Raw genomic sequence first — 17,069 nt, 5'->3', positions numbered from 1 at the left:
AGGTTGGTCGTTGTCTAATGGAGATTCCCTACTCCCTCATTCTTCGGTCTATGGAATGACAGGTAACGGCTAAGACCCAGCCACCAGTACTTCGTCATCCTCAAGAATGAGGTACGAATGAGTTGGGGATCTCTYAAGGTTGGTCGTTGTCTAACGGGGATTCCCTACTCCCTMCTTCGTCGKTCTATGGAATGACAGGTAACRGCTAAGACCCAGCCACCAGYACTTCGTCATCCTCAAGAATGAGGTACGAATGAGTTGGGGATCTCTTAARGTTGGTCGTTGTCTAATGGAGATTCCCTACTCCCTCATTCTTCGGTCTATGGAATGACAGGTAACGGCTAAGGCCTAGTCACTAGTATCTCGTCATCCTCAAGAATGAGGTACGAATGAGTTGGGGATCTCTTAAGGTTGGTCGTTGTCTAATGGAGATTCCCTACTCCCTCATTCTTCGGTCTATGGCATGACGACACGCCCTAATCCTTTGTCGCTCTGCGGAATGAAAAAGTTCTAACCAAAAAAAAGCCCCAGTCCGTCGACTGGGGCTTTATCTTTTCCCGATGTGTAGATTTAAGTGCTAGCGAAAATCTACGTCATAACTGAATCTTACTTATGCTTCAGCTTTTTCTTTCTTTGCTTTAGCAGCAGGTTTCGCTTCTTGGTCTGCTTTCTTCTTGATTACAGTAGTACCTTCGAAAGTTTCACCTTCAACGAACGCTTTACCGTAGAAAGACGCTAGTAGAACTTCTTTCAGCTCAGTGATTAGAGGGTAACGTGGGTTAGCACCTGTACACTGGTCATCGAACGCTTCAACAGCAAGTTCTTCTAGTTTAGCGATGAAGTCTGCTTCAGAAACGCCAGCCGCTTGGATAGACAGTGGAATGTCTAGGTTGCCTTTCAGCTCTTCAAGCCATGCTAGTAGACGTTCAATCTTCTGAGCAGTACGGTCACCTTCTTGGCTTAGGCCTAGGTGGTCAGCAACCTCAGCGTAACGACGACGTGCTTGTGGACGGTCGTATTGAGAGAATGCAGTCTGCTTAGTTGGGTTGTCGTTCGCGTTGTAACGTACCACGTTAGAGATTAGTAGTGCGTTCGCCAGACCGTGTGGTAGGTGGAACTCAGCACCAATCTTGTGCGCCATAGAGTGACATACACCTAGGAATGCGTTCGCAAACGCGATACCAGCGATAGTCGCAGCGTTGTGTACTTTCTCACGAGCGATTGGGTCTGCTGCACCGTTCGCGTAGCTTGAAGGTAGGTACTCTTTTAGCATCTTAAGTGCTTGTAGAGCCTGACCGTCAGAGTATTCGTTAGCAAGAACAGATACGTAAGCTTCTAGTGCGTGAGTTACGGCATCGTAACCACCGAATGCTGTTAGAGACTTAGGCATGTTCATTACTAGGTTAGCATCAACGATAGCCATGTTTGGCGTGATTTCGTAATCAGCTAGTGGGTACTTAGCACCAGTCTTGTCGTCAGTAACAACGGCGAATGGAGTAACTTCTGAACCCGTACCTGAAGTTGTAGTGATACATACAAGCTCAGCTTTCTTACCCATTTTAGGGAACTTGTAGATACGTTTACGGATGTCCATAAAGCGCATTGCTAGTTCTTCGAAGTGAGTTTCTGGGTGCTCGTACATTACCCACATAATCTTCGCAGCATCCATTGGTGAACCACCACCTAGAGCTAGGATTACGTCTGGCTGGAAGCTCTTCATTGCTTCTGCGCCTTTCTCAACAACAGATAGTGTTGGATCCGCTTCTACGTCGAAGAAAGTTTGAACTTCGATGCCTTGTGCTTTAAGCAGGCTAACTACGTCATCAGCGTAACCGTTGTTGAATAGGAAACGGTCAGTTACTAGGAATGCGCGTTTCTTACCTTCTAGGTCGCTCATTGCGATTGGAAGGCTACCACGACGGAAGTAGATAGACTTAGGTAGTTTGTGCCACAACATGTTTTCAGCTCGCTTCGCTACAGTTTTCTTGTTGATTAGGTGCTTAGGACCTACGTTCTCAGAGATAGAGTTACCACCCCATGAACCACAACCTAGAGTTAGAGAAGGTGCAACGTTGAAGTTGTACAGGTCACCGATACCACCGTGAGTAGTCGGGATGTTGATTAGGATACGAGCTGTCTTCATCTTGTCACCGAAGTAACGGATGCGGTCTGCGTTAGTATCTTGGTTAGTGTATAGACCAGATGTGTGACCGATACCACCGATTTCAACCATAGTTACCGCTTGAGCAACAGCGTCTTCGAAGTTGTCAGCGCGGAATAGACCTAGAGTTGGAGACAGTTTCTCGTGTGCGAACTCGTCATCGTAAGAAACCTTACCAAGACCTTCACCTACAAGTACTTTTGTATCAGCAGGAACTTTAACACCCGCCATTTCAGCGATTGCTGGTGCAGGTTGACCTACGATTTTCGCGTTTAGGTTACCGTCGATTAGAAGAACTTTACGTACTTTGTCAGCGTCAGCTTTAGATAGAACGTGAGCTTTATGAGAAGCAAAACGCTCTTTTACTTCGTCATAAACTTCGCTAACTACGATAGCTGCTTGCTCAGAAGCACATACTACGCCGTTATCGAAAGTCTTAGACATAAGGATAGAAGCAACAGCACGTTTGATGTCAGCCGTTTCGTCGATAACCACAGGAACGTTACCTGCACCTACACCGATTGCTGGCTTACCAGAAGAGTATGCTGCTTTAACCATGCCTGGACCACCAGTTGCAAGGATAAGTGCGATACCGTCGTGCTTCATAAGCGCGTTAGATAGCTCTACAGATGGTTGGTCAATCCAACCGATGATGTCTTTTGGTGCGCCCGCTGCTACTGCTGCGTCAAGAACAAGTTTCGCTGCATCGTTAGTCGAGTTCTTCGCACGTGGGTGTGGCGAGAAGATGATGCCGTTACGAGTTTTAAGAGAGATTAGAGATTTGAAGATTGCTGTAGAAGTCGGGTTAGTCGTTGGAACGATACCACAGATGATACCTACAGGCTCAGCGATAGTCATCGTGCCTAGGTTGTCGTCTTCTTCTAGGATGCCACACGTCTTTTCGTCTTTGTATTTGTTGTAGATGAACTCTGAAGCAAAGTGGTTTTTGATTACTTTGTCTTCAACAATACCCATGCCAGACTCTGCAACCGCTTGTTGAGCTAGCGGGATACGAGCGTGGTTAGCTGCTAGAGATGCTGCGCGGAAGATTGCGTCTACTTTCTCTTGAGAGAAAGTTGCAAATTCTTCTTGAGCCGCTTTTACGCGAGCTACCATTGCATCTAGTTCAGCCAAATTAGTTACAGGCATAGTGAATCTCCTAAAATAGATAAATATTAAAAACTTTTTATTAAGCTTACTGCTCTAACAGGCGTCTTAGTAAATTGCTTTCAGGGCTGAGTATATTATTTCAGGTTGTGAAAAAAATTGACCCAGATCAGTTACCCCAAAAGAATTACCCAATAAGTGGTACACAAATCGCAAAACTAGCCATAAGAGACTGATTTATATAGATTAAAATCACACTTTCATTTCGTTCAAAAAAACATCAAACGAACCACACCAACGACAAATCGACTACAAACTGTAAAAAAGTTTCATTTTTTGACCACATACTTACATGTAATCCATAATCTTTGTGCTACTGAGAGTATATGCAAAGCACATTTTCTCTCTATAATTCGTCATCCTTTATGTCAAAAGTGTGCGAATGTTAACGTTTATGTCAATTGAGCAATTATTCACCACCATTGTACGTAACAAAGTGTGTCATAAGTGTTTACGAATCCTTCAATAATTAGATTTTCTCAGTTATGAAATGGTTTTAACTTTAGTTTTTTTCATTCGTTACCGAGCAGAAATTGGACTATATTCCGCATGTAACCCTTCCCCTCTTTTTATTTGTGTAGGCACACCGAATGCAAACGTTCGAAATCGCAATTTTTTTGCAGTTTTTCCTTGGTTTAGTGGCTGCTGTAAACCCAGTAGGCATCATGCCGGTCTTTGTCTCTTTAACAGGGCATATGACACAGGAAGAAAAGAATAAAACCGCTGTTACCGCCAACGTTGCTGTGGCGATCATTCTTGTGGTTTCTTTATTAGCGGGTCAGATGCTATTGGATATGTTCAGCATCTCTTTAGATTCGTTTCGCGTGGCAGGTGGTTTGCTACTTCTGAGCATCGCTTTCTCGATGATGAGCGGTAAGCTGGGTGAAGATAAGCAGAACAAGCAAGAGAAAACCGAATACGTTAGCCGTGAACAGATTGGTGTTGTGCCTTTAGCTATGCCATTAATGGCGGGCCCGGGAGCCATCAGCTCGACCATTGTTTATGGGTCACGCTACCCAAGTGCGTTTGATACGGTTGGTATCATTGTGACGATTGCGCTTTTCGCACTCTCTACATGGCTATTATTTCGATCAGCACCATTGATTGTTCGCTTCTTGGGCCAAACCGGTATCAACGTGATCACTCGTATCATGGGTTTGATTCTGGGTGCGCTTGGCATCGAATTTATCGCCAACGGTCTGCGTAACCTATTCCCAGGATTAGCCTGATCATTAGAATATAGGTATGATAGAGCGACTGTTTCATAGGTCGCTTTATCATGCCACGCAATTCATTACGTCATCATTTATATGTCATCATCTTTGGCACTCATACCAAAGCAGGTCGTGCCTTCGACATCGCCCTGATTGTTGCCATCATCGCCTCGTTATTGGTTCTCATCTTAGAATCGCTGCCAAACGTGATGTCTCGATGGTCACAAGAATTACGCTACATTGAGTACAGCTTCACCGCCCTCTTTACCCTTGAGTACTTATTAAGGCTCTATTGTTCACCTAAGCCAAAATCCTACGCCACCAGCTTCTACGGTGTTGTCGACCTGCTGGCGATTCTGCCGACCTACTTGGCTTTAATCTTCCCTGGCGCTTCATTTATGGGCGTGATTCGCTTACTCCGAGTGATGCGAATTTTCCGTGTGCTTAAACTTGTGCGCTATTTGCAAGATTCGAATATTCTGTTGCGTTCTCTACTCATGGCACGCAGAAAGATCCTCATCTTCTTCAGCACGGTGGGCATTTTAGTCACCATTTTCGGTGCTTTGATTTTCGTGATTGAGGGACCGAATAATGGTTTTACTAGCATTCCTAAGAGTATCTATTGGGCTATCGTGACCATAACCACCGTTGGCTATGGTGATATGGTGCCACAAACCCACTTAGGTAAGGCGATCGCCTCTTTAACCATGTTGCTTGGCTATTCAATATTAGCGGTTCCGACGGGGATCATTACCGCCGAGCTGAGTAACGAAATGAACGCACATAAAGAGCTGGTGAAATGCCCTAACTGCAATCGTTCTGGTCACGACTCAGATGCGATGCATTGTAAACATTGTGGCAGTGAACTGGCTGATCCAGATTTACGAGTCGTCAGACAAGACAACGACTCCAAGCCATAAACAAAAAAGGCTCCAGTCTTGGAGCCTTTTTGTTGTCTCTTACTATCAAGCCTACTAACAGCCAGTGGTGAAAGCCTCTGATTGAAACACCCCACCCTCTTCCATTACGGCCGTGTACTTCACGTAACACTGAGTTTGTTCGATCGCCGTGTTGAAGTCAGTACCGGTAAAATCACCCAAGATGGCAGATTGAGTGACTAACCAGTAATCCGGCTCAGCAACAGTGCCATGATTATGCGCAGCCCATACCCACTCGGCATCTAAATCATGATATTCAGCGTCGGCATTCAGGAAATTCTCTAAACCTCCGCGCTCGACCGTTGGGTAACCAAACGCAACATGACCCGTTTCTGAACCTAGTTCGATGTGATAACTTGGGTTCGATTCTTCACCATCAACAGCGGCTTTTGAATAAGCAAGCTGAGCTGCCCCGTCCACTGCCGCTTTTATTCCCTGAATACTCGCCGCTCTCGCATCATGACTGTAGTTTAAAAACTTTGGCGCAGCTACCGCAGACAAGATGCCCAAAATCACTATCACCACCACTAACTCGATTAACGTAAAACCTTTTGATCGCATATATCCTCCACGACGACGTAGGCGTGAAGAATAAAATTACGATGTCAGCCAAAAGTTAGTGGATATAAAAAAAGCGCCGATAGCGGCGCTTTTAAGAAAAGTCTTACAACTTATGCTTTTTCAGCAAGAATGATACGCAGAGTTCTGCGTAGTGGTTCTGCAGCGCCCCATAGTAGTTGGTCACCCACTGTGAATGCATTTAGGAAGTCGTTACCCATAGACATTTTGCGTAGACGACCGACTGGTACAGACATCGTGCCGGTTACTTTGGCCGGTGTAAGCTCTTGCGCAGTAATGTCGCGTTCGTTAGGAATCACTTTCACCCAATCATTGTGAGTGGCGATGATCTCTTCAATCTCATCCATTGGAACGTCTTGCTTAAGCTTGATCGTAAGTGCTTGAGCATGACAGCGCATTGCGCCGATTCGAACACACGTACCATCGATTGGGATTGGCTGACCATCTAGACCAAGAATTTTGTTTGCTTCAACGCCCGCTTTCCATTCTTCTTTACTTTGACCGTTTTCACGCTTCACATCGATCCATGGAATCAGTGAACCCGCTAGTGGAACACCGAATTGATCTGTTGGGAATGAAGGAGAACGAATGGTATCCGCCACTTTTTTGTCGATATCAAGAATCGAGCTTGCAGGATTCGCTAATTCAGAACTAACACTGTCGTTGATTACACCCATTTGTGAAATAAGTTCACGCATGTTCTTAGCACCCGCACCAGAAGCGGCTTGGTAAGTCATGGCACTCATCCATTCAACCATACCTTTCTCGTATAGGCCGCCTAGTGCCATAAGCATTAAGCTCACTGTACAGTTACCGCCAACAAATGTGTTAGTGCCACTATGGATGCCTTGCTGGATCTGAGCCAAGTTAACAGGGTCTAGCGTAATGATTGAATCTGCGTCCATACGTAGAGTCGAAGCGGCATCAATCCAGTACCCTTTCCAACCTGCTTGACGTAGCGCTGGATAAACTTTTGATGTGTAGTCGCCACCTTGACAAGTAATCACAGCATCGAGCTGCTTTAGGCTATCAATATCAAAAGCGTCTTGAAGTAGACCTGCATCCTTACCACCTAGAACAGGGGCAGGAATGCCGATCTGAGATGTACTGTAATAAACAGGCTCAATCAGGTCGAAATCTTTCTCTTCAACCATGCGCTGCATCAGCACCGAACCTACCATGCCACGCCAACCGACTAGACCTACTCTCATACTCAACTCTCCATGTAATCAATTTTAAAAAGCAATATCTGACAATATTCAATTTTCGCAGCAAAATCTCAAGGAAAAATTGCATCAAACCTGTAACTTTTCTTTCTCAAATTGGAAAAGTCACCCCAAAGCGTCTTTTTGACCGCTTTTTATTCAAATGTTATTTAGGCAACCAAATTTACCCACCAATGAAACAATGACAAAAAACATGTGCTACACAAGCATCACATTTCAAAACATTACAAACCATTAAAATTAACCATTAACCATATATTTAACTAACTATATTTAACACAACAGATATAAATCACAGCTCAAACACATTTTCTCGAAATATTATCCTAGCTCCTGTAAAGTTCACCTCGTACCTAATAAGGAGTTTTAGCTCCTCCTCAAATTACAAATAAGAGGCTCTGTATGACGCAACTTACCCCTCGTCTGCCAAGCTTGATGCAGGTGATTGTTTCTTTAGGTTTATTCCTACTGCTCGCATTTTCATTTACTGCGCAGTTAGACTTGCCTATCCAACTGGCTTTATATATTGGCTGGTTCATCATCATGTTTCTTGGTATCCGTTTAGGCCACCAATACAAAGATCTAGAAAAGGCTGCACTAAATGGTATTTCTAACGGTCTAGGTGCTGTACTGATCCTTCTTGCAGTGGGTGCGCTTGTCGGCACTTGGATTTCTGGCGGTATCGTCCCAACTATCATTTACTATGGTCTAAAAGCAATCCACCCTTCTATTTTCCTTCTTGCTACGATGATCATCTGTTCATTGACTGCATTAGCAACCGGTACATCTTGGGGTGCAGCGGGTACAGCAGGCATTGCGATGATGGGTATCGGCCAAGGCTTAGGTGTTCCGGCACCGATTACAGCGGGTGCGGTGCTATCAGGCTGTTACTTTGGCGATAAGATGTCTCCTCTTTCTGACTCAGTGATCTTGGCCTCTTCTATGTCAAACGTAGAAGTGATGGAACACATCAAAGGCATGCTGCCAGTTGCGCTAATCAGCTACATCATTACCGGTATCATGTTTACGGCATTTGGCTTCCACTATGCGGGTAACGTTGACATGTCTCAGGTGCAGTCAGTAATTCAAGCGATGGAACAGCAGTTCTACATCACACCTTACTCGTTTGTGCCAGTGGTTATCGTTCTTGGTCTGTTAGCGATGCGTATGCCTTCATTCCCTGTGATCAGTTTCGGTTCTCTGCTCGGTATTATCTGGGCGGTGATGATTCAAGACGTAGACTTCCTACAAGCATTCAACACAGCGTGGGCACCATTTGAAATCCAGTCAGGTGTGGCATTTATTGACTCAATCCTAAACCGTGGTGGTATGTCTTCAATGCTGGGCTCAGTGGCTGTGATTGTATTCGGCCTTGGTTTTGGTGGTTTGCTTGATAAAGTGGGTGTGCTGGAAACGGTAGCGAAACTGTTCGAGCGTCGCGTACAAAGCGCAGGTTCACTGGCAACCAGCACCATTGGTACCGCGTTTATGGGTAACGTATTTGGCTCTGCAATGTACGTATCGCTTATCCTAACGCCTAAGATCTGCGCTAAAAACTACGACCGTCTAGGTTACAAGCGCAAGAACCTATCTCGTAATGCTGAGTTTGGTGGTACGTTGACGTCAGGTATGGTGCCTTGGAGTGACAACGGCATTTACATGGCGAGCATTCTAGGTGTCGCAACCCTTTCTTACGCACCGTTCATGTGGTTAAGCTTCGTGTGTATCATCGTAACCATCATCACCTCTTACATGGGTTGGTTTGTTGATAAGTGTGAGCCTACCGCTCCAGCGATAGACGCTGAACCTGACGCAGAAATAGCTAAGCAAACGGCCTAATCGAAAGCGACAGATACAAAAAACGCCTCAGTAGAGGCGTTTTTTATTGGTTCCGATTTGAGCTTTATGCTTTCTTCGCCGCGCTTCTTTTACCCAGTAAATAACCTAAGCCAAGTGGTGCAAAGAATATTGCTACGATAAACAACACGAAATAAACGATGGTACTTTTTATTAGCTCGACCAACTTATCCATGGCCAATGCAACAACGTCTTGTGACACTTTATCGATATCTTGAGTAAACTTCTCTCGTTCCGCACTAATGATCAACGCAATCTCTGCTCGTTCTCTTGCCACCATCTTCTCTAACGCTTCACGCTCTACACTTAATTGTTCAATACGTTGCGTGGTTCGCTTATCGATATCTTTCACTAATGGTTGCAGTTGAAGTGCCATCTGCTCCGCGAGGTTTTCCATGTACTCTGGGTTATTCTCAACAAAGTCTTGGAATGACTCCGACGTTGCCTGCAAGCTCTCTAATGTCTGAGTAAGTTGCTCACCACTGATCGTTGAATTAAGCGCAATCAATTGCGCTTTCCACGTCATCAGTTTTGGCGTTTGCTCGGACACTAAGCTTAATCGATCCGAGACATCCCCAAGAGCTTCTGGCATTGTGCCTAGCGTCGAGACCGCTTCATCTTCGCCGATTTGGTTCGCCTCTAGCCATGCCCGATACGCAGGGGTGCGAATGAAGCTCAAATCTTCGAATGGATGCTCCGTGGCAAATTGATTAACGAACTGCTGAGTAGATTTAAAACTGCCGCCTTTGAGTAACGATTTAGCGAGCGCTTCAATTTCATTGGCTAGTTGAGACGATGCGACTTTCGCGTTATCAGAAACAAACAGCTCTTGGCCAGCACCTTGATTAAAGAACTGGTTCATTTGCTCAGTGAACACCCAGCTATCAATCAAACCGGCCATTGGAGAGACTTGGTAAGAAGAACGTTGTAGCCCCTCTTCGGCATTAATCTTCCACAAAAGAACATAAGATTGGTGAACTTTGTCTTGAGCATCGTACTGCTCAGAAATGGTATCTGCGGCTTGTTCAACCTGAGAGAAAAATTGATGGGTGTACTCACGCGTCATCAAACGCATATTGAGTTCTTGCTGCGTAAGCGGCGTAGTCTGGCTGTCTAGCTTCACCTCTAATAGTGAGCAACCGGATAACGGGAGCAAAAAACAGATAAGCAGCAATGCTGATAAGCGGCGCAGCAACATAAGACCTCTCAGGTAGATTTTAAAAGAACGCTTAATTATAAGGCAGTTAAGTCAGAAAGAGGTCAGCACGTTGATCAACTGTTCTCTTTTAGGAAATTTCTGGCTTCTTCAACGGCATTATCGAGGCAAACCTTAAGTTCATCAAGCAATTCAGCAACTTGAGTCACATCGGTTTTAATCGCGATTTCCACTTGGCTTGCCGCTTCTCTTAGTTTACTTGCGCCTAAATTACCTCCCACTCCCTTCAAACTGTGTGCTCGCCTTTCAGCTTCCTCTGGGGAGTCGGTCAAAAGCTGGGTAATTCGTTCCACGTCACCGGTATGATCTTCAACAAACACTTCCAACAACATACAAACTGATTCTTTGTCTTGATTGAGCGATTCGAGCATTTTATCAAAATCGATATCAGGCTGGTGGTCATCTTGTTTTGGTCTTAGATCTGACATCGTTACCGCCTCCTCTTCATTTGACGGGCTTCTCTGTTTACCGTCACTCTCATCAGAGTGAACAGTGAATAGGTTGTTGTTCGCAGTGAAACTGGCCCGAACGGTCGCTGTTTTTAGTAGCCAGATATAAGCGAGTAACGTGATAAAGCTGACGAATCCCGCTAACACGACATGCTTAATAAGTAGGTCATTAAACGCGCTGCGCTGAAAAGTGATTTGGGTATGAACGTCATGGCTGATCAACTTATCAACAATATACTGCCCTTGAGCATAACCACCCAACACGGAGGAGATTTCCGCAAGGATCACTTGAAGTCCTTTACGATCGACAGATGACAGCTTAGAGGACTCAACGTAGACCTGATCTAACTCTCGAGCCAGTGTTTGCGCGGTATTGCTGTCGCTAAACATCGACTCCAATACATTGGCACTGAGTTTTAAATAGAGTATCGAAATTTCTGGGTTATCTTGATAGCGCACTCGCATAGTGCGAATTTGTTCAATCAAACTCAGAAGCTCGAAGCTGCTATTTAGATAGTTTTGGGTCTGCTCGATGAAGCGGTCGGCGGTGAAAAGGAACTGTTGGATATCTGGCAGCAGCATGTTTTGCTGATAATTTGCTTCCAACTGCAGGCGCAACGCATAAATGAGTTGTAAGTTGAGGGCTTGAGAGTCCACCATCTTCGAACGGTATGGCGCATCATAAGTTAAGGTTTCTCTTAACTCTTGAATGCTATTGCCAAGTTCATGAATCTGTTCGTTGGTTGCACTGGTTGAGCGGTAACTCATCGCAATCAAAGCGATGCAGAATAGCCATATCCCTAACAGTAACCACCCTAGTTTGAGGGGCTTGCCTACCATTATTCTGCCTGTATCGATAAAATCCCTTGAATACAAGCATATACGTAATAAAGAAGAAGTGTAGGACTAACTGCAAAAATGTTGCTGTTAGTCCTATATCAAAGAGGGGTTACTTGTTGCGAGTTAACTGATCACGCAGGTTTGGCGGAGTGCCTTTAATCGTTAGCGTGTCGGTCTCTGGATCATAGAAAATACGCTCACCCAGCAATAAACTGTCAAAGCTGACGTTAAGGCCGCCACCAGCACCGACATATTTCGTCAGTTTTCGTACCGCAGTGCGATCGCCAGGGAAGCTTTCTTCTAGCTCGTAACCTTGTTCTTGGGTGTAATCAAGAAAGCTTGTGCCATCTTGAGAAGGTGGCAGCTCACCAGACAGCTCACGTACTTGTACTTCATCGCCTGATTTAATCTGCTCGTTACAGTAGTCAGCAACTTGCTTTTTGTAGCTGATCGCTTCGTCTTTTTCTAGCTTAGAATCGGTGCAGAAATCTTCAACGGCTTGCATCAGCACTTGGTTTTGCTGTTTAGTGTCTAAGCCCACTTCTGCTTGCAGAAAATCTAAGAAGAAATCAGCCACTTTACGGCCAACACGACCCTTGATGTACGCCAAGTAACGATTCGATTCTTTATCTGTCTGGTAACTGGTTAGGTCGATGCGCGCAGCAATGTCCATTTTGCTCAGATCGAGGTAATCAGTCGCACTAATGTCTAGCCCTTCTGTCACCTTCAAGCTCTGATTCGATGGGATAATTGCGACAAACAGGTAATCCGTTGCAAGCGACTGGTACTCAGCAATAACTAAGATGCCTTCATCAGCAAATGGGTATTTTGCCAACTCATCTTTAAGACGATTCGCACTCGATTGAGAGAAGTCGTAAAAATTCTGCTTTCCTTGACGCAATTCTTGCAACCAGCTTTGAAATTCGCTGTCAGACTTAAAAGATCCAAAGCCTTTACCTGCTTTAGAGTTGAATACTCGATGAAGCTCAGCAACTAAGTTTTCTGTCGATGTATCATTAGAAAGAGATTCTGGACGAAACTTAACAATCAGTTCTTCTGAATCGTTTTTTTGCAGTTGGTGTAAGATAACGTTAGAAAGGTGAAGACTCATAATTAAAATTATCGCTGCGTAGGTTTCAGTTGCGTGGCATTGTAGGTTATCATAAGCCGCTTTACTATCATCATTAGAGTCTTTATGCCGATTACATCTAAATACAGCGACAAACAAGTAGAACAAATCCTGACTGAAGTTGCTGCTGTGCTTGAAAAACATTCAGCTGGTCCAGAGCTTGCATTAATGATTGCTGGCAATATCGCCACCAATGTCTTAAATCAGGATATTGCTGCTTCACAACGCAAAGCAATTGCTGAAAAATTCGCTGAAGCGCTTGTTTCTTCAGTAGAAGACAAAAAACACTAAAAATTATAACGGACAATAGAACACTTACATGGTTGATAACGCAAATACATACGGCGAACGCGTATCGCGCTTGGTGGGTTGGGGGCATTGGTTTGCTTTTTTCAACATCATTGCAGCAATGCTCATCGGTACACGTTATATCACTCAGTCACCGTGGCCAGAAACCCTACTAGGGCAACTCTACCTTGCGGTTTCTTGGGTTGGTCATTTTGGTTTCCTTGTATTTGCTTTATACCTACTGGTTCTGTTTCCACTGACGTTCCTCATTCCGTCACGTAAGCTGTTCCGCTTAGTGGCGGTTTGTTTTTCAACCGTCGGTCTGACCGTTCTGTTGATCGATACTCAGGCGTATCAAACCATCAATCTTCACCTCACACCGGTTGTGTGGGAGGTACTCTTCAGCGATGAAAGCTCTAGCCTAAGCGCTGACCTACAGCACTTGTTTATTGTGCTACCACTGATCTTTTTACTCCAGCTTGCCCTTTCAGAATGGGTATGGCGTAAACAACGTAAACTGTCGCACAAGCACATTGGTCGCCCTATTGCTGCCTTGTTCTTTGTCAGTTTTATCGCGAGCCACTTGGTTTACGTTTGGGCGGATGCCTACTTCTACAATCCGATTACGTCACAGCGAGCTAACTTCCCACTGTCTTACCCAATGACAGCAAAATCGTTCATGGAACGTCACGGTCTACTTGACCGAGAAGAATATCTAGAACGCTTGAAAGAAAGTAAAAACGAAACGAATTTAGTTAAGTACCCGTTAGAAGCCATTGAGTTCGACCGCCGCTCAAACCCACTTAATATTCTTGTGGTGAGCGTCAATAACCTACGTTCTGATGCCTTAAACGCCGAGTCTATGCCGTCTGCATTTACCTTTGCACAAGACAACTTGAATTTCACTAATCACTACAGCTCAAGTAATGACTCTTACGGCGTGTTTGGTCTGTTCTATGGTTTACCAAGTAGCTACTCTTCAAGTATTCAAGCTCAAGGTTCTAAACCCATCCTTATCGATACTCTGATTGAAAAAGAGTACCAGTTTGGCCTATTTAGTGGTGACAACTTCGATGAAGCGCTATACGGCGAAACGGTCTTCCGTGGCATGAACTTCAACGGTATTGCGTTTAATGACAGCACCTCTTCAGATTCACAAGCGATTGATGCTTGGTCTAAATGGGTAAAAGAACAAGGTAAGCAACCTTGGTTTAGCTACGTTGAATTGACGACCGTTGATAATTTTAATGCTTACAGCAATGACCAAGCGCAAACCGCAGGCGAGAAGCTTAAAGCAGGTTACCTTAAATCGGTAGCTCAAGCGGACAGCGAAATTTCAGAGTTACTTGAGCAGATTGAAGCTCTTGATCTCACAGAGAACACAGTGATTGTTGTCACGTCTAATCATGCGACAGAGTTTAATGAGACTAAGACCAACAATTGGGGTTCAAACTCCAATTACAGTCGATTCCAACTGCAAGTCCCTCTGGTTATTCATTGGCCGGGTAAAGTTGCTGGGGAATACAACCACCGTACAAGCCACCTGGATGTGTCAGTGACCTTGCTACAAGATCTGTTAGGTGTGTCATCAAACCCTTATGATTTTAGTAGCGGTCGTAACCTATTTGATGAACGTAAGCGCCGTTGGATTTTAGCCGGTGATGCGCGTGAACTGGCGCTGATCACAACAAAAAACACCACCGTGATTGATAAGTTTGGTAACTACAAGCTTTACGATGAAGATTATCAACGACTCAAAGAGTCAAACCCGACTCTACCGGTACTGATGCAAGGCTTAACTGAGCTGCAACGCTTCTACGTTAAGAGTAACTAAATCAACTTGTTACCAGTAGCACAATCCATATTTTCTAAAGAGAGCTTCGGCTCTCTTTGTTGTTTTTCATCCTCATAAAACGCGATGACCGAACTCAAATTGTGTTAAAAACCAACACTCGAACTAAAAAACCAACTTAAGCGCTCATTATTAAAGCAAACAGTAAAATTAGGGGTTTACAAGGTTTTCTAACCTCTATATTATTCGCTTCAACAACGGAGAGATGGCTGAGTGGTTGAAAGCACCGGTCTTGAAAACCGGCATACGTTAATAGCGTATCTAGGGTTCAAATCCCTATCTCTCCGCCACATTTAGAAAGCCCGCATTTAATGCGGGCTTTCGTCGTTTTAGCGCCAGCAAAGTTAATCGGGATTTAATAAATCCCTAGTTGAACGCAACCCCGAACTAGGCGTCCCCGAACTCCACCACATTCAGTAAAAAGGCCGCTAAACAATTAGCGGCCTTTTTCGTCTTTATCCTGACTACAAATGATTGATGTCTTCCCGCTCACCTTGAATGTAGCTGCCTAGGTGGGTTGAGAATCGTTGGCTCTCTATCAAGTCAATCAGCTTGTTTTTAAGCTCTTCTGGATAGAGTCTCTTCTCAGCAAGTTCAGGGATAGGCACCCACTCCACTTGCTGGATATAACTCTCATCATTCAAACCCTTTAGATTATCCAGATGAGGTGTCCCTAAAAAATGTTCTATCAGATAAAAGAACTCTGCATGATAGCGGTTGGTCTGCGTTTCAAGAAACTCACGGACACAAAGCAACTCTCCAACCTCAACTTGTAGGCCAGCTTCTTCCTTAAATTCCCGCGCCACACAAGCTTTGGTGCTCCTATCGCACTCTTCCAACCCTCCACCGGGCGGAATCCAATATTCACCACTAAAGTCTTTTACACGCAGCAGCAACATCGCGCCATCTTTTATCAATATCCCTGCAGAACGAATACGATGCTCCATGAACACTCCTTTTAACAACCATAGACTTCCAGTGCTGCTCGAATCAGCTGCATGTGGATTGGGACTAACGCTTCATGCTCAGTTCGATAACCACCACCGACTACACATGCAATCGGCAGTTGTCTTTGTTTCGCTAGCTCGAACATGAATAGGTCACGCTGGTAGATACCTTGCGTCGATACCTGTAGATAGCCTAGCTCATCTTCACTGTGAATATCGACACCCGCATCGTAAATGAGCAAATCAGGCTGATGGAGGTTAACGGCCATTTCCACCACCGATGTAAACGAAGCGAGAAACTCTTGGTCCTCAGTTTCCCTCGGCAAAGGCATATCTAAATCTGATTCAGGCTTACGTGCTGGGAAGTTTTTATCGCAATGGAATGATAGCGTAATGATATTTTCATCGTCCGCGCACAATGTCGCGGTGCCGTCACCATGATGAACATCACTGTCAACAATCAGCACTTTATCGATACCATCAAAAGTTAACGCTCGCTTGGCTGCCAAAACCAAATCATTAATTAAACAGAAGCCACTGCCAAAGTCATAGTGCGCGTGGTGATAACCGCCACTTAAATGGATTGCCACACCAAATTCGATGCTTTGATTCACCGTCTCACATGTTCCACCCGCAGAAGTCAGTGTGCGTTGAATCAGTTGCTCACTCCAGGGGAAACCAATACGGCGCATCTTAGGTGCAGGAAGAGTCCCTGATGAAAGTGTCTCAACATAATTCCTGCAATGAACCTGACGAACATCTTCTAAGGTCAAAGCATCCGGTTTGACATAACCTAAACCTTTATGCCAGCGGGGATCGCTCAATCTTTGTCTTTCAATCGCTTCATAGAGTAAGCGATATTTATTGATCGGGTAACGGTGCCCGTCTGGTAGAGGCAACTGTGAGTAGATCGCGTGGTAGATTAAAGGAATCATAACAACGTTGGATGATAACTGGGAGATAGATGGTAACAGCTTGACGTAGAGTTGGAAAATTAGTTAAATGATAATAATTATCAATCAATAAGTTTATTCTCATGTCACCTCGACTCTATTTACTCCTCGGTATTATTGCCGGTGCCTCTTCAGCGCTATTGTTGTTCGTATGCGCCTTTGTCAGCGCGGGGCTACTTATTCACCTTATGATTCTTTAACTACCCTTTCCGTTTCGCTTACCGAGACTCAATCCCTTTCTAAGCCAATATTT

At 44.7% G+C, this 17,069-nt stretch carries 13 protein-coding genes and 1 tRNA gene; 6 read left to right on the top strand and 8 right to left on the bottom strand.

The features are described 5' to 3' along the window. Window positions 1-610 precede the first annotated feature (610 nt). Window positions 611-3,310: a bifunctional acetaldehyde-CoA/alcohol dehydrogenase gene (gene adhE / locus EJ063_RS18020; RefSeq protein WP_126575699.1), complete on the bottom strand. Its 2,700-nt coding sequence runs from the start codon at window positions 3,308-3,310 to the stop codon at window positions 611-613. A 608-nt stretch (window positions 3,311-3,918) separates the two neighbouring features. Between adhE and EJ063_RS18015 the strand changes: the two genes are divergently transcribed. Together EJ063_RS18015 and EJ063_RS18010 are read left to right on the top strand one after the other, a co-directional pair. Next, window positions 3,919-4,557, top strand: coding sequence for a YchE family NAAT transporter (locus tag EJ063_RS18015; RefSeq protein ID WP_126575698.1), 639 nt, complete (start codon window positions 3,919-3,921; stop codon window positions 4,555-4,557). 50 nt (window positions 4,558-4,607) lie between these two features. After that, window positions 4,608-5,462, top strand: coding sequence for an ion transporter (locus tag EJ063_RS18010; RefSeq protein ID WP_126575697.1), 855 nt, complete (start codon window positions 4,608-4,610; stop codon window positions 5,460-5,462). A 54-nt stretch (window positions 5,463-5,516) separates the two neighbouring features. Here EJ063_RS18010 and EJ063_RS18005 read toward each other — a convergent pair whose 3' ends face one another. After that, window positions 5,517-6,041: a type II secretion system protein gene (locus EJ063_RS18005; protein WP_126575696.1), complete on the bottom strand. Its 525-nt coding sequence runs from the start codon at window positions 6,039-6,041 to the stop codon at window positions 5,517-5,519. Window positions 6,042-6,151: 110 nt separating this feature from the next. Next, window positions 6,152-7,270 carry an aspartate-semialdehyde dehydrogenase gene (gene asd / locus EJ063_RS18000; RefSeq protein WP_126575695.1) on the bottom strand — a complete coding sequence of 373 codons (1,119 nt, stop codon included), beginning with the start codon at window positions 7,268-7,270 and terminating at the stop codon, window positions 6,152-6,154. Window positions 7,271-7,687: 417 nt separating this feature from the next. Between asd and nhaC the strand changes: the two genes are divergently transcribed. After that, a complete protein-coding gene (gene nhaC, locus EJ063_RS17995) occupies window positions 7,688-9,124 on the top strand; it encodes a Na+/H+ antiporter NhaC (protein WP_126575694.1) in 1,437 nt (478 codons plus the stop codon). Window positions 9,125-9,188: 64 nt separating this feature from the next. Here the strand turns inward: nhaC and EJ063_RS17990 are convergent, their stop codons facing one another. The 3 genes from EJ063_RS17990 to yejK all read right to left on the bottom strand — a co-directional run bounded on the left by EJ063_RS17990 (window position 9,189) and on the right by yejK (window position 12,758). Then, entirely contained in the window at window positions 9,189-10,340 is a 1,152-nt protein-coding gene (locus tag EJ063_RS17990; protein ID WP_126575693.1) for a chemotaxis protein, read from the bottom strand. A 74-nt stretch (window positions 10,341-10,414) separates the two neighbouring features. Beyond that, window positions 10,415-11,647: an Hpt domain-containing protein gene (locus EJ063_RS17985; RefSeq protein ID WP_126575692.1), complete on the bottom strand. Its 1,233-nt coding sequence runs from the start codon at window positions 11,645-11,647 to the stop codon at window positions 10,415-10,417. Between the two features lie 109 nt (window positions 11,648-11,756). Next, a complete protein-coding gene (gene yejK, locus EJ063_RS17980) occupies window positions 11,757-12,758 on the bottom strand; it encodes a nucleoid-associated protein YejK (RefSeq protein WP_126575691.1) in 1,002 nt (333 codons plus the stop codon). 84 nt (window positions 12,759-12,842) lie between these two features. Between yejK and EJ063_RS17975 the strand changes: the two genes are divergently transcribed. From EJ063_RS17975 to EJ063_RS17965, 3 genes are all read left to right on the top strand, one after another. Next, a complete protein-coding gene (locus tag EJ063_RS17975; protein WP_126575690.1) occupies window positions 12,843-13,067 on the top strand; it encodes a YejL family protein in 225 nt (74 codons plus the stop codon). 28 nt (window positions 13,068-13,095) lie between these two features. Continuing rightward, window positions 13,096-14,898: a DUF3413 domain-containing protein gene (locus tag EJ063_RS17970; RefSeq protein WP_126575689.1), complete on the top strand. Its 1,803-nt coding sequence runs from the start codon at window positions 13,096-13,098 to the stop codon at window positions 14,896-14,898. A 217-nt stretch (window positions 14,899-15,115) separates the two neighbouring features. Continuing rightward, window positions 15,116-15,206 (top strand) — tRNA-Ser (locus EJ063_RS17965). 174 nt (window positions 15,207-15,380) lie between these two features. On the opposite strand, the gene EJ063_RS17960 is transcribed toward EJ063_RS17965, so the two are convergent. Both EJ063_RS17960 and EJ063_RS17955 read right to left on the bottom strand, forming a co-directional pair. After that, a complete protein-coding gene (locus tag EJ063_RS17960) occupies window positions 15,381-15,863 on the bottom strand; it encodes an NUDIX domain-containing protein (RefSeq protein WP_126575688.1) in 483 nt (160 codons plus the stop codon). An 11-nt stretch (window positions 15,864-15,874) separates the two neighbouring features. Beyond that, entirely contained in the window at window positions 15,875-16,798 is a 924-nt protein-coding gene (locus EJ063_RS17955) for a histone deacetylase family protein (protein WP_126575687.1), read from the bottom strand. Window positions 16,799-17,069 lie beyond the last annotated feature (271 nt).

Source organism: Vibrio aquaticus (assembly GCF_003970385.1).
Classification (GTDB): domain Bacteria; phylum Pseudomonadota; class Gammaproteobacteria; order Enterobacterales; family Vibrionaceae; genus Vibrio; species Vibrio aquaticus.
Note: the sequence above shows the minus strand (reverse complement) of the source record. Positions and strands in the feature narration are given on the sequence as shown.